This window comes from Helicobacter apodemus (assembly GCF_000765745.2).
GTDB lineage: Bacteria > Campylobacterota > Campylobacteria > Campylobacterales > Helicobacteraceae > Helicobacter_D > Helicobacter_D apodemus.
In genome coordinates, this window is the sequence record NZ_JRPC02000013.1 from 34,943 (window position 1) to 49,370 (window position 14,428).

The 14,428-nt window shown below is 33.4% G+C and carries 14 protein-coding genes; 8 read left to right on the top strand and 6 right to left on the bottom strand.

The genetic code is table 11. The features are described from left to right. Positions 1-108 precede the first annotated feature (108 nt). The 3 genes from mutY to ligA all read left to right on the top strand — a co-directional run bounded on the left by mutY (position 109) and on the right by ligA (position 3,570). On the top strand, positions 109-1,074 hold the full coding sequence (gene mutY, locus LS72_RS05920) for an A/G-specific adenine glycosylase (protein WP_414458064.1): 966 nt from the start codon (positions 109-111) through the stop codon (positions 1,072-1,074). A 67-nt stretch (positions 1,075-1,141) separates the two neighbouring features. Then, complete coding sequence (gene luxS, locus LS72_RS05925; RefSeq protein WP_034552282.1) at positions 1,142-1,624, top strand: S-ribosylhomocysteine lyase; 483 nt, start codon at positions 1,142-1,144, stop codon at positions 1,622-1,624. Next, positions 1,624-3,570 (top strand): NAD-dependent DNA ligase LigA, encoded by a 1,947-nt coding sequence (ligA, locus tag LS72_RS05930; RefSeq protein WP_034552285.1) that lies wholly within the window; start codon positions 1,624-1,626, stop codon positions 3,568-3,570. Before luxS ends, ligA begins: the two co-directional genes overlap by 1 nt. A gap of 814 nt (positions 3,571-4,384) precedes the next feature. On the opposite strand, the gene LS72_RS05935 is transcribed toward ligA, so the two are convergent. The 6 genes from LS72_RS05935 to LS72_RS05955 all read right to left on the bottom strand — a co-directional run bounded on the left by LS72_RS05935 (position 4,385) and on the right by LS72_RS05955 (position 9,248). Continuing rightward, positions 4,385-4,612 carry a hypothetical protein gene (locus tag LS72_RS05935; protein ID WP_034552287.1) on the bottom strand — a complete coding sequence of 76 codons (228 nt, stop codon included), beginning with the start codon at positions 4,610-4,612 and terminating at the stop codon, positions 4,385-4,387. Between the two features lie 213 nt (positions 4,613-4,825). Beyond that, positions 4,826-4,963, bottom strand: coding sequence for a hypothetical protein (locus tag LS72_RS10840; protein ID WP_194145566.1), 138 nt, complete (start codon positions 4,961-4,963; stop codon positions 4,826-4,828). A gap of 37 nt (positions 4,964-5,000) precedes the next feature. Then, positions 5,001-5,798, bottom strand: coding sequence for an FkbM family methyltransferase (locus LS72_RS05940; protein ID WP_034552290.1), 798 nt, complete (start codon positions 5,796-5,798; stop codon positions 5,001-5,003). A 133-nt stretch (positions 5,799-5,931) separates the two neighbouring features. Continuing rightward, positions 5,932-6,774, bottom strand: a complete 843-nt coding sequence (locus tag LS72_RS05945; RefSeq protein ID WP_238700730.1) for a CvfB family protein — start codon at positions 6,772-6,774, stop codon at positions 5,932-5,934. Beyond that, complete coding sequence (locus LS72_RS05950) at positions 6,771-7,325, bottom strand: hypothetical protein (RefSeq protein WP_052087206.1); 555 nt, start codon at positions 7,323-7,325, stop codon at positions 6,771-6,773. The genes LS72_RS05945 and LS72_RS05950 overlap by 4 nt, the downstream gene beginning before the upstream one ends. 87 nt (positions 7,326-7,412) lie before the next feature. After that, positions 7,413-9,248 (bottom strand): menaquinone biosynthesis decarboxylase, encoded by a 1,836-nt coding sequence (locus LS72_RS05955; RefSeq protein WP_034552293.1) that lies wholly within the window; start codon positions 9,246-9,248, stop codon positions 7,413-7,415. Between the two features lie 161 nt (positions 9,249-9,409). On the opposite strand from LS72_RS05955, the gene LS72_RS05960 reads away from it, so the two are divergent. The 5 genes from LS72_RS05960 to LS72_RS05980 all read left to right on the top strand — a co-directional run bounded on the left by LS72_RS05960 (position 9,410) and on the right by LS72_RS05980 (position 14,416). Continuing rightward, positions 9,410-9,916 carry a TRAP transporter small permease subunit gene (locus LS72_RS05960; RefSeq protein WP_034552295.1) on the top strand — a complete coding sequence of 169 codons (507 nt, stop codon included), beginning with the start codon at positions 9,410-9,412 and terminating at the stop codon, positions 9,914-9,916. A 15-nt stretch (positions 9,917-9,931) separates the two neighbouring features. Continuing rightward, positions 9,932-11,257 (top strand): TRAP transporter large permease, encoded by a 1,326-nt coding sequence (locus LS72_RS05965; protein ID WP_034552297.1) that lies wholly within the window; start codon positions 9,932-9,934, stop codon positions 11,255-11,257. 9 nt (positions 11,258-11,266) lie between these two features. Continuing rightward, positions 11,267-12,382 carry a TRAP transporter substrate-binding protein gene (locus tag LS72_RS05970; protein ID WP_034552300.1) on the top strand — a complete coding sequence of 372 codons (1,116 nt, stop codon included), beginning with the start codon at positions 11,267-11,269 and terminating at the stop codon, positions 12,380-12,382. A 66-nt stretch (positions 12,383-12,448) separates the two neighbouring features. Further along, the gene (locus LS72_RS05975) at positions 12,449-13,255 is read left to right on the top strand and encodes a polysaccharide deacetylase family protein (protein WP_034552301.1); all 807 of its coding nucleotides are present in this window, start codon (positions 12,449-12,451) and stop codon (positions 13,253-13,255) included. A gap of 51 nt (positions 13,256-13,306) precedes the next feature. Further along, complete coding sequence (locus LS72_RS05980) at positions 13,307-14,416, top strand: pyridoxal-phosphate-dependent aminotransferase family protein (protein WP_034552303.1); 1,110 nt, start codon at positions 13,307-13,309, stop codon at positions 14,414-14,416. The last annotated feature ends 12 nt before the right edge of the window (positions 14,417-14,428 follow it).

A 14,428-nucleotide genomic window follows, 5' to 3' on the forward strand; every position in this document is an offset into this window, starting at 1 on the left:
ATGTGAGATACATAGGTTTTTGTAAAGGAAATAAGGGTATGGGTTTGTTTGAGTGTAAGCTTTTATATTGATAAAAATAAAAGGCGGTTGAGTTAAATAGGTATGGATATTTATTCATTTCAAGCAGAACTTTTATCATGGTATGAAAAATGTGGGAGAAAAACTCTACCTTGGAGGGATAAGAGTATGCCTAATCGTCCTTATAGGGTTTTAATTAGTGAAATTATGCTTCAACAAACACAAGTTAAAACCATCTTAGAGCATTATTATTTTCCATTTTTGCAACAATTTCCTACTTTAGAATCTTTAGCAGAAGCTAGTGAGGAGGAAGTATTGTTGCAATGGAGGGGAATGGGGTATTATACAAGGGCTAGGAATCTCTTAAAATGTGCGAGGATTTGCTCTTGTGATTTTAATGCGTGTTTGCCAGATTGCGTGGAATTATTAAAAACCCTCCCGGGTATTGGTAGTTATACTGCTGGAGCGGTGGCTTGTTTTGGGTTTGATAAGGCTGTGAGTTTTGTAGATTCTAATATTAGAAGAATCCTTATTCGGCTTTTTGCTATGTATAATCCTACTCAAAGCCTTTTAGAGAGTGAAGCTAGAAATATTTTAAATACAGAAAATCCTTTTAATCATAATCAAGCTTTGATAGATTTAGGGGCGTTGATTTGCACCCCTAATCCCAAATGTCTTTTGTGCCCCCTTAGTGAGTTTTGTAAGGGCAAAGAGGATTTAAAGGTCTTAAATCTTAAAAAGACTCCTAAGAGCATTAAAAAAAGTCTTCATCTAGGCGTATTTGAAAAAGATTCTCAAATTGCCCTTTATAAAAGTCAAGAGAGGCTTTATTATAATCTCTATAATTTCCCTTTGTTAAAATCCTATCAATCTTTGGAAAAATTAGGAATCTTAAAACATTCTTATACTAAATATCTTTTGGACTTACACCTGTATAAGGTGCAGGATTTAGGAGTTTTTGAGGACGATATAACCTTATTTAATCTCCAGGATTTAGACACTCTTCCTATTTCTAGTATGACTTTAAAAATTTTAAAATTTTTAAAGAAAATGTAAAAAATTAAAGTTAAAATGAGGGAAGTTTTTATAGCATTTTAAAAATAAATAATTAATAAGGAATATTATGCCACTTTTAGATAGTTTCAAAGTCGATCATACTAGGATGTCAGCCCCAGCTGTGAGGTTAGGTAAGGTTATGCATACTCCAAGTGGAGATGAAGTTTGTGTTTTTGATTTGCGTTTTTGTAAGCCCAATAGTGAGATCTTAAGCCAAGAGGGGATTCATACTTTAGAGCATCTCTTTGCAGGGTTTATGCGGGATCATCTAAATAGTGATAAAGTCGAGATTATTGATATTTCGCCAATGGGTTGTAGGACAGGGTTTTATATGAGTTTAATTGGTAAGCCAAGCTCACAATCTGTCAAAAAGGCGTGGGAAGAAAGTATGCAAGATGTTTTAAAGGTTAATGAGATTCCAGAGGCTAATGAGCTACAATGTGGAACTTATAAAATGCATTCTTTAGACGCCGCTAAAGCAATAGCAAAAGATACTCTCAATAAAGGCATCGGCATTATGGATAATGAATCGCTAAAGCTTAATTTATAATGGATTATCAAGAGTATTTAGAAGCAATTAAAACTTTAAATTTATGGGCTAGGCATTATTATGTTTTAGATGACCCTTTAGTTAGCGATGAGGAATATGATAAGCTCTATCACCAAATCAAAGAATTTGAAACTAAAAATCCTTCAAAAATTGCTCAAGATTCTCCAACGCAGAGGGTTGGGGATAAAATCTTAGAATCTTTTAGTAAATCATCCCATATACAAAGAATGTGGAGCTTAGATGATGTCTTTACCTTACAAGAACTCCAAGAATGGATACAAAGAGTGGGTAAGGGGGAGAATCTTGCCTTTAGTGTTGATCCTAAATTTGATGGGGCGAGTTTAAATCTTTTATATGAGAATGGATTACTCATAAAGGCAACAACAAGAGGGGATGGATTTGTTGGCGAGGAAGTAACACAAAATGCAAAGACTATTAAAAGCATTCCTTTAAGTATTCCTTATAAAGACAAAATTGAGATTCGTGGGGAATGTGTGATTGCTAAAGATGATTTTGAAAACATTAATCAAGAGAGATTGCAAAAGGGCGAGAATCTCTTTGCAAATCCTAGAAATGCTGCTGCAGGGAGTTTAAGACAATTAGATTATAAAATTACTGCTAAACGCAAATTGCAATTTATCCCTTGGGGGGTTGGGTATTGTGAGATTAAAGAACAGAGTTTTTTTGCCCTAATGCAAAAGATTCGTTCTTTTGGGTTTATTACCTCCCCCTTTTCTAAACTTTGTGAAGATATTAAAGATATTGAAACTTCTTATCAGCTTCTAATCAAAGAAAGGGATTCTTATCCTATTACTTTAGATGGAATGGTTATTAGGCTTGATGATATTGCTTTGCAAGAGGCTTTAGGATTTACGATAAAATCTCCAAGATTTGCTTGTGCTTATAAATTTCCAGCAATTGAAAAAAGAACGAAAGTTTTAGATATTGACTTGCAAGTAGGTAGGACAGGGGTGGTTACTCCTGTGGCTATTTTAGAGCCTGTGAAATTAGAGGGGGCAAAGGTATCACGAGCAACTTTACATAATTTTGATGAAATCAAGAAAAAAGATATTCGCATTAACGATACGGTGATTCTTATCCGCAGTGGGGATGTAATACCAAAGATTATTAAATCACTCCCTAATTTGCGTGATGGGACGCAAAGAGAGTGTAAGATCCCCGAAAATTGCCCCATTTGTGGAAGTGAGCTTTTAATTGAGGAGAAGCTTATTAAATGCCAAAATCTTAATTGTAAGGCAAGGGTGAAAAATTCCATTATTCATTTTGTGAGTAAAAAAGCTCTAAATATTGATGGATTAGGGGAGAAGATTGTAGAATTACTCTTTGATGAGGGAAAGATTACAAAGTTAGAAGATATTTTTTCTCTAACTTTAAAGGATTTAGAGGGATTAGAGGGCTTTAAGGAAAAAAAGATTGATAATCTCTTAAGGGCTATTAAACAAACTAAAGGGGTAGAGCTTTGGCGTTTAATTAATGCTTTAGGGATTGAACATATTGGGGAGGGGGCGAGTAAGAAGTTAGCTAATGCCTTTGGGGTGGAGTTTCATACAAAGAATCTTGAGGATTTTCTTGAATTAGAGGGGTTTGGCGTGGAGATGGCAAATTCTTTATTAGAGTTTTGCAGAGTTAATAAGCAAAGGCTTTTAAAGCTTCTTGAGATTCTAACCCCAAGTTATGCAAATGCTATTAAAATAGATTCAAAACTTCACGGAAAGACTTTTGTTATCACCGGCACACTCTCACAAAGGCGAGAATATTACCAAGAGATTTTAGAATCTCTTGGTGCAAAAGTTAGCAGCAGTGTTTCTAAAAAGACAGATTTTTTACTCCGTGGTGAGGAAGCAGGCTCTAAACTAACAAAAGCACAGGAATTAGGCGTAAAAATTCTTAATGAGGGGGATTTCGAATTTTTATTAAAAAGCTAATTTAATAATCAAGCATAGGTTCTAATAGTAAAAAATTTAACTACATAAATGTTTTTAAGGGTGTTTTAGAGCATAAGAATTTTAATCATCTAGCCAACAAAAAAGAGTTTAAGCTTTAAAGAAAGCTTTTTAGAATAAAAGCTTGGATGGTTTTATCTTTTGAGGAAGGGTTAGAATATTTATAAATGACGTTGTTTAGTTGTCTATTTAGGTTTTAAGTGTGTATCAACCTAAGGCGTATAAGAAGCAAAATTATAAGCATAAGCCACTTTATTTTGTTGCTAAATAGATAAAATTGGATTTTAGCGTTCGTTATGTTTGGGGGTGTGCTACATAGGGATCTTAAGCAAGTTTAAATAAGATTTATCATTACAAGAGTTATGTCTTATAAGGCTTGTTGGGGTGAAAAAATTTCTTAAAGAGGTAAATCCTTAAAACTATCTATTTACACCGCTAAATCTGTTACTTTGGTGGTGATTTTAATCTTAATATTTGCCTTAATAGGATGTATCCTCTACTTCCTTGATAAAGTGAATTTTGCTAATACTGATTTTTGGCGTAAGGATTGGGAGCTTTAATAGATTATAAAAGTTTATTGTCCTTGCAAATAAACCCTAATAAAGTTAAAGGTAAGATTCTCTAAAGAAGCTGTTGTAGATAGCTTAAAAATTGAAATTTCTTGGCTTTCATACACTTTGGTTCTTAAAAATCCATTGAAGCCCTAGAATGCACTATTCAAGCCTTTGTGATTTTTGTCCTATATCTTTTCATAATTTTATCAATGTGGGTATATTTTCCTACAAGATTTTCTTTTTCAATTTGTTTGTGTATTAATAATATTTCCTTTCCCATATGCTAAAAAGAAATGATCTTTTGTAAAATAGCCTTTTCCTACATACAAACACACTAAATTTAACTCATTAAAATATTGTCCTTTTGTTTTTTGAAGCGATTTAAATGCGTCTTCGCTTATTGATTCTTGTTCTTCTAGTTTTTCAAGTTCATCAATGTATTTTTTCTGAAATTTTTCCAAAAATATCATATTCTGTCCTTAAAGTATTTATTTTCGTGTTTTTTACCGCATTTTTTAATTGCCAGCCTGTAAAAACAATACCGACAATTGTAATAATAGCCGCTAATACTTGCAAGATTTTTACAACTATATCTATATTAGATATTAAGAGATCCTGTATTTAGCTACTTTTTAGCGGAGTTATTGTTTGGGTTTTGTTTTATATCCTAGTTTTGTTGAGCATTAATCTTTTTTCTTAATTCCTTCTCTGTTTTGAAGGCTCTCTAATCTTTCATAATCATAACTCTCGTGTATCTTAAAGGTAAAAACCCAACAAGCAAACAAGATACTTCTTATTTGCCTAAAGTTTGAAAATTGCATATCCTTAAGTAAATTCTTATCTTAAGTATAAACCCATCTAACTTTGGTTGATATGCTTAATGCAGGGATCTTGCTTATGAATAGCAAGTATATTTATACCCATAGAAAAAATCTCATACTCTAAATTTTGTAAAAAGTCTTGGATTTCCCTTTGATTGGATTTAATAATCTCTATTAATAAAATGGGGCAAAACTTTTCTATGCTTTTTGCCCCTCCTTTTAAAACTTCCATTTCCATTCTTTCTACATCAATTTTGATGAAATCTATTCTTTCAAGCTTTAGCGAATCAATGCTAATTAATGGCACTTTTTGTGTGTTGTCTTTATTGATGGTTTGCCCTATAAATTCATTTTTTTCATCAAATTTTAATTCAAGGCTTCCAAAAGAAGAGGGTTTAGTATAATCAAGCATAGGTATTTCTAGAAATTCTCCTTTTTTCTTGGGACAACCAAGGGCTACATTTAACGCACGAAAATTAAAGCAATTATTTAAGGCGAGATTCCCCGCTAAGGCATAATAAATCCTCTCTTGTGCTTCAAAGGCTAAGCCCCCCCCCCAGTTAGTTGTAGCAATAGACCAAGCAATGGTATGGGCACCTATATTTGCACCACAATCAAGGGCAAAAACCCCTTCTTTAAAATACTGCTTCCTAAGCTTTAAAAGCTCTATCACATTGCCTACTTCTAGGGCATCAAAACTTGCGGTTTGTAGGTATTGGTAGCCTACGCCATAAGCACCATAGGCATTTTCATTTCTATCGAGGTAATTTACTATCATAGCCCCTGTGTTGGTAGAGGCTAAAACAAAGGGAAGGGGTCTTTGAATATTTTGCATTTTTGTCCTTTTAACTAGGGTTTGATGAAAAGATTTTATAACACTTGCTTAAAATTAGACTTAAAAAGGAGTGAAACTTGCCCTTTGTGTTAAGAGTGTATAGCTTTAAATAGAGGAATAAATATTAAAGGAATTATTTTGGTGTTTGTAGCTGGATATATTTTTTAGGGTATAAAAGGATTTTTTCTTCTTTAAGAAGTTGTGTAAGAACTTTTTTAAAGGCTTTTTTGCTTAAGAAGCAAAGTTTTGTAATTTCTTGTGGTGGGCTATCATAATGAAGGGGTAAGATTCCTTGATGTTGTTTAAGGGCTTCTAAAACTTTTTGGCAGTCTTTTTGAATATTTACTTTTTCTTTAGGATTTTTTAGCCATAAATCGCATTTGCCATTAGGATAGATTTTTTTGATAAAGGCTTCTTTTTCTTCAAAAAGATTTAGGCTTTCAAAAATTTCATTTCTATATAAAAGCCCTAAATAAGTTTTATTAATAATACATTCATAGCCTAAAGGAGTTTCCCTAAAGGGAATAATCTTGACTTTATCAGAGGTGTTAAGAGGATAAGGGGGTTTGAAGTTTTTTAAATAAGGTTTAAGATTATATTTAGCGATTAAGCGATTTTCTTTATCAGTGTCTATAAAAACCGCTATTTTAGTCCCTAAAGTGAAATTTTGTGGCTTAGAAGAGGGCATAAATAAATCTTTTGCGATACCCAATTCTAAAAAACAACCAAAGTTATTTTTATCCTTTATTGTGAGAATGGCGATTTCTCCTTTGAGTGCTTTGGGTTTTAAAGTAGTAGCAATAGGTCTATCCTCTGAATCGTGATATAAAAAAACCTCCACTTCATCACCAATGTTTAAAGTATCTAAGAGATATTTATTAGGTAGCAAAATTTCTTGATTGTAATGTTGCAAATAAGCACCAGCTTTGCTAAATTTGCAAATTTTAAGTTTTTGTAGAGTGCCTATTTTTATCAATCTATTATCTCCATGAAAGTATCAAATAAACTTCTTCCTAGCGGTATTTGGTGTATTTCTGAAATATGCCAACCTACCACAAAAATCATAATCATAAAGATAATAAATCCTATGAAGGTTAAGATCAATAAAGCTTTAGAAAGTTTTAGATAAAAATGCTCATCTAAGGCATCATTGATAATTTTATAATATTTTAGCCAATCCACAAAAAAACTAAACCAAAAGGCAAAAATACCTAATAAAAGTATGCTAATAGATGCAAATATAAGCATAGAAATATAGGGTGAAAAGCTTGTGCTAAATTCATAAATATTCATCTCCCACATTAAGATGGCATAGCTAATATGCACACCAAATAGTACAAATGTAATGAGTAGCACCATAAATATTTTTTGCACACACAATTCGATAAAAGTGCAATGTTGTGTAAATTCTTTGTTGGTTTGTTTTTTAATCTCTTTGTCGTTTTTATCCAATAAACGCAAATTGACAATTTGTGCTTTTAGGTTTTTAATCCAATTTTTTCGGGATTCTTTCATAGTCTCATTCATTGATTGAAGCCTTTAAGTGAAATGATGGGATTATGCCTCAAAATTGTTAAGGAAGTTTTAACAATCTTTAAAAGAATTTCTTAACTTTTACGCATAGGATTTATCAATATGGAATTTTTTATAAAATGCCTCTAAATCTTTAATATCCTCTAATAACCCTTTTTTTTGAAGAGATTTTAAAACTTTTTGAGAGCAATCTGTTTCTTTTGGCCACTCTTTGGTGTAACCATCTTTACTATTCTTATCAGTTGCGTCAATAAAAATCATTGAGTGAATGATTTTTATATCCCTTTTAGCATCAATATTATTAACCACTCTCCAAAGAATCATATACAGATTATCCAAGTCATTTTTTTGGTAGTCTAAGAAAATGCCTATACTTAAATGTTGATTGAGTATTTTGGGGATATTTTTCTTAAAAGCTGTTTGCAAGCTTGTCTTTTTATCGATACTAATTAGGGTAATGGGGTTTTTGGTGGAAGTATAAAATTGTTTTAAATGTTTGATATTTTTAAAGAGGGGATTTAATAGCTCTTGTAGTGATTTATCACTTAATATTTCCAAGGACTTTTGCACTTCCTCTCCTGTGCAATCAATACCTAATTTACCCCCATAAGCATATTCACTGCAAGCGTGGTCTAGCACATCACAAATTCCCTCTGTAATAAGGCAATTTTCAACTTTGAAGCGATTAAGGATATAGGGGATAATAGCCTCTTCTTTTAAAGAGGGGGCATCCTCTCCTACAAAGAGGGCGTGTTTAACAAAGCTCATTTGTCCAACTCCCCAAAATGCGTGCATACTTTGTTGGGCTTGTCCTTGAAAACGTGCTTTAATTTTCGCTAGGATGAGATTATGAAATACCCCATTTTCTGGCATATAATAATCTATTAAATCAGGAGTTGTTGTCTGCAAGAGTGGCAAAAAGATTCTCTCTGTGGGGTAACCTAGGTATTTATCCTCTAAGGGGGGCTTACCTACAACGGTCGCTAGATAGATAGGATTGACTTTAGAGGTTATAGCCTCTACCTTTAGCACAGGATAGGGTTCAATAGGTGTGTAAAATCCAGTATGGTCTCCAAATTTGCCCTCATCCCTTAAGGTATCAGGCTCAACAAAGCCTTCTATTACATAATCACAATCATAAGGGACATATAGGTCATTACTTAGACATTTTACCATTTGGGGCTTTTTCTTGCGTATAAATCCATAAAGCATAAGTTCAAATAAACCATAAGGTAAAGGGGCAGTAGCACACCAAGTATAAAGAGGGTCTCCACCTATGGCAATGCTAACGGGCATTTTTTGTTTTGCTTCTTTATAGGTTTGCAATAAATTCATAGAATCTTTATGGAGTTGCCAATGCAAACCTAAATGATTCTTATCATAAACTTGCAAACGATACATTCCAAGATTTTTAACATTCCCATCAAGGCTTTGTGTGTAGCACTGCCCCATAGTGATAAAAGCACCCCCATCTTCCTCCCAGGTTTTTAAAATAGGCAGGGATTGTAAATCTATTGTATTGCCTCTTTGGATGAGGGCTTGACAAAGTCCTTTTTCTTTGAGAATCTTGGGGGCTAAAAAACGCAAATTAAGCAGTTTTGGGAGGAGTTTTAAAGCCGTTTTAAAGTCTTTGGGGGGTTTTAACCTTAGGAGATATGCAATATCCTCTGCGATTTTTTGCGTATCCCCAATGAGTAATTCTACCCTTTTGAAACTTCCAAAAAGATTCATTAAAACTGGTGTTTTAAAATGAATATTTTTTTCTTTATGGATAGGATTGGTGAAAAGTAAGGCTTTAGAATCTTTTTTCTTGACTTCTAAATAGGCTAAATGAGGAATTTCTAAATGAATATCTAAAGGTTCTGTTATGATTTTTATTTCATTATGTGCTTTTAGTAAATCAATAGTTTGTCGCATTAGGTATTCCTTATTCTTTGAATTATTTATGAGGGTATTCTACCAAATTTATAAAAAGGTCTTATTTTATCCTCGCACTCTTTACAATTCTTGAATTTTCTTGAATTTTTTGAGATAATTTAGTTTTTTAAAGCTAAATTCTAAACATTAAAGATTATTCAATGCAAATTTTATTAAGGATTATTGAAAGTATAGAAAATATTAGTGAAATAGTGGCAAAGATTTCTATTTTTTTGTTGTGGATTCTTTGTTTATTAGTTTTTGCTTTAGCGGTGGCATTAAATTTTTCTTATGTTAATAGCCAATTAGATGATTTTAGCCTTTATTGCTTTGCTTTGATGATTCTTTTAAGCTTTTCTTATACACTAAAAGAAGATAGGCATGTGCGTTTAGATTTGCTAAAATATCCTAAAAACCTAAAAAATATCAGCTGGTTGCTTATTAATATATGCTTTATTCTACCTTTTTCTTTAGTGATTGCAAAATATAGTTTTGATTTTATGATGCACTCTTATTCCATTGGTGAATCTTCGCCTAATGGCAAGATACCCTATTATTTTATTTTTAAATCTTTTGTGGTAGTGGGGTTTATTTTATTGGCTTTACAAAGCATTGGAGAATCTTTAAAAACCTTTTGTTGTTTGCTGCACAACAAACAAAAGACTTAAAGGAATAAATCTAAAATGGAATTATTTGCCCTTATTATTTCTAGTATTATTTTATTAATCCTTGGTGTGCCTGTTGCTTTTGCCTTTGGCTCTAGTGGATTAATTGTTGGTAGCTATTTAGTATTTTTTGAAAATAATCCTTATATTTTATCCTTTTTGCCTAATCGTTTAGAGGGGATTTTTAACAATACCACTTTGATGAGTATTCCTTTATTTATCCTTATGGGAATGATACTAGAGCGTAGCGGAATTGCAGAGCGACTTATAGGTTCTATCGCAAAGTTTTTTGGCCCACTTGGTGGAGGGGCTGCTATTGGAGTGATTATTGTAGGGGCTTTATTAGCTGCTAGTACGGGTATTGTTGGTGCTACGGTTGTAATGATGGGGGTTATTGCAGTTCCTGTGATGGTAAAAGCACAATATAATAAGAGTTTTCTCTCTGGTGTAGTTGCTGCAAGTGGGACATTAGGACAGATTATTCCTCCCTCTATTATCCTTATTATTTTAGCTGATGTTTTGCAATTAAGTGTGCGGGATTTATTTGCTGCTGCTATTTTGCCTAGTATTTTGCTAATAGGTGCTTATATTTTCTTTGTTTTGGGTGTTGTTTTCTTTCTCCCTCATTTTGCACCCGCTAGTGAAGATTCTAGTAATATTAAATCTTTAGCCCTAGAAACGCTTAAGGCAGTTATTCCACCTATTGTTTTAATTATTCTTGTTTTAGGGAGTATTTTAGGCGGATTGATAGAGCCAACCGCAGCCGCTGCTTTAGGGGTTATAGGGGCTTTAATCTTAACATTTTTGCAGGGGAGATTAGATATTGATTTGCTCTATGTTAGCGGGAGAGAGACGATACTTTTTTGTGGTATGGTATTTGCTATTTTAATTGGTGCGAATTGTTTTACGCTTGTGTTTAACACTTTAGGGGGAGATAGCATAATTTTGGAGTTTTTCTTAGTGTATTTGGACTCCCCTTTATATTTTGTGCTTGTTGCTATGCTGGTTATTTTTATTTTAGGTTTTTTTATTGATTTTTTTGAGATTTGCTATATTGTTTTACCCATTTTAGCGGGAATTGCTATGCATTATCAAATTAATATGCTATGGTTTGCTTTGCTTGTGGCAATTAATTTGCAAACAAGTTTTTTAACGCCTCCTTTTGGGTTTTCTATTTTCTTTTTAAAGTCTGCAGTGGGAGAGTGTATTAAGATTAATGCAATCTATAAAGGGGTTTTACCCTTTATCTTGCTGCAGCTTTTAATCTTAGCGGTGATGTTTTTATTCCCAAACCTTACCTTAAATAGTGAAGATTGGGGCAAAATTTTACAATTTATTTTTTAAGGAGATATTATGAAAAGACGCGATTTTATCAAAAAAACTACTTTGGGTGCAGTGGGTGTTGCGGGTGTCGTAGCATTAGCAGGTTGTAAAGATAAGGTAAAGCAAGGAGAGAATATAGGTAGTGTAGAATCTGCTAAAAAAGCTAATATAAAAATCTCCCTTGCGATGAGTTGGTCACTTACTTTGCCGATATTATCAGATATAGTTAAACATTATGCTAAAGTCGTTAGCACATTAAGTGAGGGTTCTATACAAATAGAAATTTTTCCAGCAGGTAAGCTTGTCCCCGCACTTGGAGTCTTTGATGCAGTTAGTAGCGGGCAAATTGATGCGTATCATTCCGCTCCTTATTATTGGGAGGGAAAAAATACAGCCTTTAATCTTTTCTCCGGTATCCCCTTTGGTATGATTGATAGTGAAATTAATGCCTGGTATTTATATGGAGAGGGTATGGATTTGTGGAGAGAGATTGCAGGGAAATATAATCTTTATCCTCTTTTAGGGGGTGCAACAAGTATCCAAATGGCGGGTTGGTATAAAAAGGAGATGAATACCTTAAAAGATTTTGAGGGTTTAAGGATTCGTATGGTAGGAGTAGCAGGACAGATTTTAGCTAAACTTGGGGCAGCACCTAAAAGTACGCCGGGTGCAGAAATTGTTCCTAATTTAGAAAGGGGAGTTTTAGACGCAGCAGAATGGGTCTCTCCTGCTTTTGATGAGAAACTTGATATTCATAAAGTAGCACCTTATTATTATACGCCTTGGCAAGAAGCGGGTTCTATTACAGAATTTGTCTTTAATAAACAAAAATGGGAGAGCTATCCTAAAGAAGTGCAAAATATTTTAGAATTTGCGAGCAAAGAAGCACATTTACAAATGACGGCTATGGGGCAGTTTTATAATGCAAAGGCAATGGAAAGATTACAAAATCAAGGGGTAAAGGTTAGGACATTCTCTCCAGAGATAATACAAGGCTTTAAAAAGACTTTAGTGCAAGTGCTTGATGAGGAAAGCACAAAGAATCCAGATTTTAAAAGAGTTTTACAAAGTTATCAAAGCTTTCAAAGAGAGCAAGAAACTTGGACAAGAGATAGTTTAAGGGCTTATTTAGAGATTAGAGGGTAGGGAGTTAGGATTTAGGTTAAATAAAAGTTTAGCTTCGTTGCATTAAATTTTGGAAAAGGAAAAATTATGAATTATCCCATTTGTATTCTCACCCTTCATCATATTCATCCCTTTGAGGATTGGTTGAGTGTAAGCCCACAATTATTAGGTAAAGCTCTTATAAATATTAAGCAAAAGGGCTATAACTTCATTTCTTATGCGCAATTCATAGAGATTTTGCAATCTAAAAAGAATCCTTTGAAAAAACAAGTGCTTTTAAGTATTGATGATGGTTATTTTGATGTTTATAAGTATGGATTTCCTGTTTTAAAGGAGCTAAAAATTCCATCGGTTTGTTTTTTAATCACTAATACTATTGTAGAAAAAAGGCAAAAAGAGCCTGTTTTTAAGCCCCATAAAACCATTGATTATACTGCCGATATAGAATATTTTTTAACCGCTGAAGAAATTTTTGCTATGAGGGAATGGATGGCTTTTGATAGTCATACCGCGTCACATTATAATTGTAATACACAAGATAAGGAAACTTTAGAGTTTGAATTGACTACTTCTAAGAATAAAGTAGCAGAACTTTTTCCGCAAAAAGATATTTTTGGTTTTTGTTATCCCCGTGGAAAATTTAATGCCTTGTCCCAGGAGACTTTAAGAGAGTGTGGATATTCTTTTGCTTTTTCTACTATAGAAGGAGGCGCTTGTGTGGAATCTTGTGATAATTTTGCTATAAAACGGATTTGTATCTCTAGTGCATCTGCTAAAAGAGGGGAGAGGGATTATCTAAAGCGGTTAAATACAAAGCTCTTTATTTATTCAACCCCAATTTTAGGGAGTTTAAAATCAAAACTTAAAGCTAGAAAATCAAGGGGAAGTTTCTAATTAAAGTTGTAAGTTGTTATAATTTGATAATTTGAGTTTTAGGAGTTTTATATGTTGCTTTTCACCCCCGGTCCAACCCCTATCCCGGAATTTATGCGTATGGCTATGAGTGAGCCTACCATCCATCATCGAACTTTAGAGTTTGAATCCCTTTTTGCTAAAGTAAGAGCAGGTTTAAAAGAGATTCTTAAAATGCGTGAAGTTTTAATGCTTGCAAGCTCTGGAAGTGGAGCGATGGAAGCGTGTGTAACTTCTCTTTGTACAAAAAAGCTCTTAAGCGTTAATAGCGGAAAGTTTGGCGAACGTTTTGGAAAGATTGCCAAAGCTTTTAATATCCCTTTAATAGAAATTAAAAATGAGTGGGATACCCCTGTAAGTTTAGAATCTATTTTGCAAGTATTAAAAGACAATCCCGATATTGACGCATTTTGTATGCAAGTGTGTGAAAGTGCGGGTGGATTAAGGCATCCCTATGAAGAAATTACAAAAGCTATTAAAGCCTATAACCCTAACATTATGATTATTATAGATGGTATTACTGCTATGGGGGTAGAGCCTTTAGAAGTAAGTTATGTAGATGCTTTAATTGGTGGCTCACAAAAGGCTTTTATGTTGCCTCCTGGAATGAGTATTATTGGGATTAGTCAAGCGGCTATTGCAAAAATTGAGGAAAGGAATATTGGGTTTTATTTCAATCTCAAAACAGAGCTTAAAAATCAAGTGAAAAATACAACTGCTTGGACGGCTCCTACTACGATTATTATAGGGCTTTATACATTTTTAGAGAAACTTCAAGAAAAGGGTATAGACAGACTTTATCAGCAAACAAGGGCTAGAGCCTTGGCAACTAATGCGGCGATGGAGGGAATAGGATTGAGGATTTATCCTAAAACTCCTGCTTTAGCAATGACAACAATTTTTAATGAATCTAGTGAAGATTTAAGGAGGATTCTTAAGAATGACTTTGGGGTTAATGTAGCAGGTGGGCAGGATCATCTAAAGGGCAAGATTTTTAGGATTAATCATATGGGATTTATTGCTTTAAATGAAATTTCTTGGGTGATTAATGCTATTGAGCTTAGTTTAGAGAGATTGGAGGTAAGAAAATTTGATGGCAGGGCTAATCAAATCTTTTTGCAAAAGTATTATGAAATGATGTAATAAAGTAGAAAA

Excerpts from the sequence above, each read along its gene's own strand:
- luxS (WP_034552282.1), top strand. The coding sequence starts at position 1,142 with ATGCCACTTTTAGATAGTTTCAAAGTCGATCATACTAGGATGTCAGCC.
- ligA (WP_034552285.1), top strand. The coding sequence starts at position 1,624 with ATGGATTATCAAGAGTATTTAGAAGCAATTAAAACTTTAAATTTATGG.
- LS72_RS05935 (WP_034552287.1), bottom strand. The coding sequence starts at position 4,612 with ATGATATTTTTGGAAAAATTTCAGAAAAAATACATTGATGAACTTGAA.
- LS72_RS10840 (WP_194145566.1), bottom strand. The coding sequence starts at position 4,963 with ATGCAATTTTCAAACTTTAGGCAAATAAGAAGTATCTTGTTTGCTTGT.
- LS72_RS05940 (WP_034552290.1), bottom strand. The coding sequence starts at position 5,798 with ATGCAAAATATTCAAAGACCCCTTCCCTTTGTTTTAGCCTCTACCAAC.
- LS72_RS05950 (WP_052087206.1), bottom strand. The coding sequence starts at position 7,325 with ATGAATGAGACTATGAAAGAATCCCGAAAAAATTGGATTAAAAACCTA.
- LS72_RS05955 (WP_034552293.1), bottom strand. The coding sequence starts at position 9,248 with ATGCGACAAACTATTGATTTACTAAAAGCACATAATGAAATAAAAATC.
- LS72_RS05960 (WP_034552295.1), top strand. The coding sequence starts at position 9,410 with ATGCAAATTTTATTAAGGATTATTGAAAGTATAGAAAATATTAGTGAA.
- LS72_RS05965 (WP_034552297.1), top strand. The coding sequence starts at position 9,932 with ATGGAATTATTTGCCCTTATTATTTCTAGTATTATTTTATTAATCCTT.
- LS72_RS05970 (WP_034552300.1), top strand. The coding sequence starts at position 11,267 with ATGAAAAGACGCGATTTTATCAAAAAAACTACTTTGGGTGCAGTGGGT.
- LS72_RS05975 (WP_034552301.1), top strand. The coding sequence starts at position 12,449 with ATGAATTATCCCATTTGTATTCTCACCCTTCATCATATTCATCCCTTT.
- LS72_RS05980 (WP_034552303.1), top strand. The coding sequence starts at position 13,307 with ATGTTGCTTTTCACCCCCGGTCCAACCCCTATCCCGGAATTTATGCGT.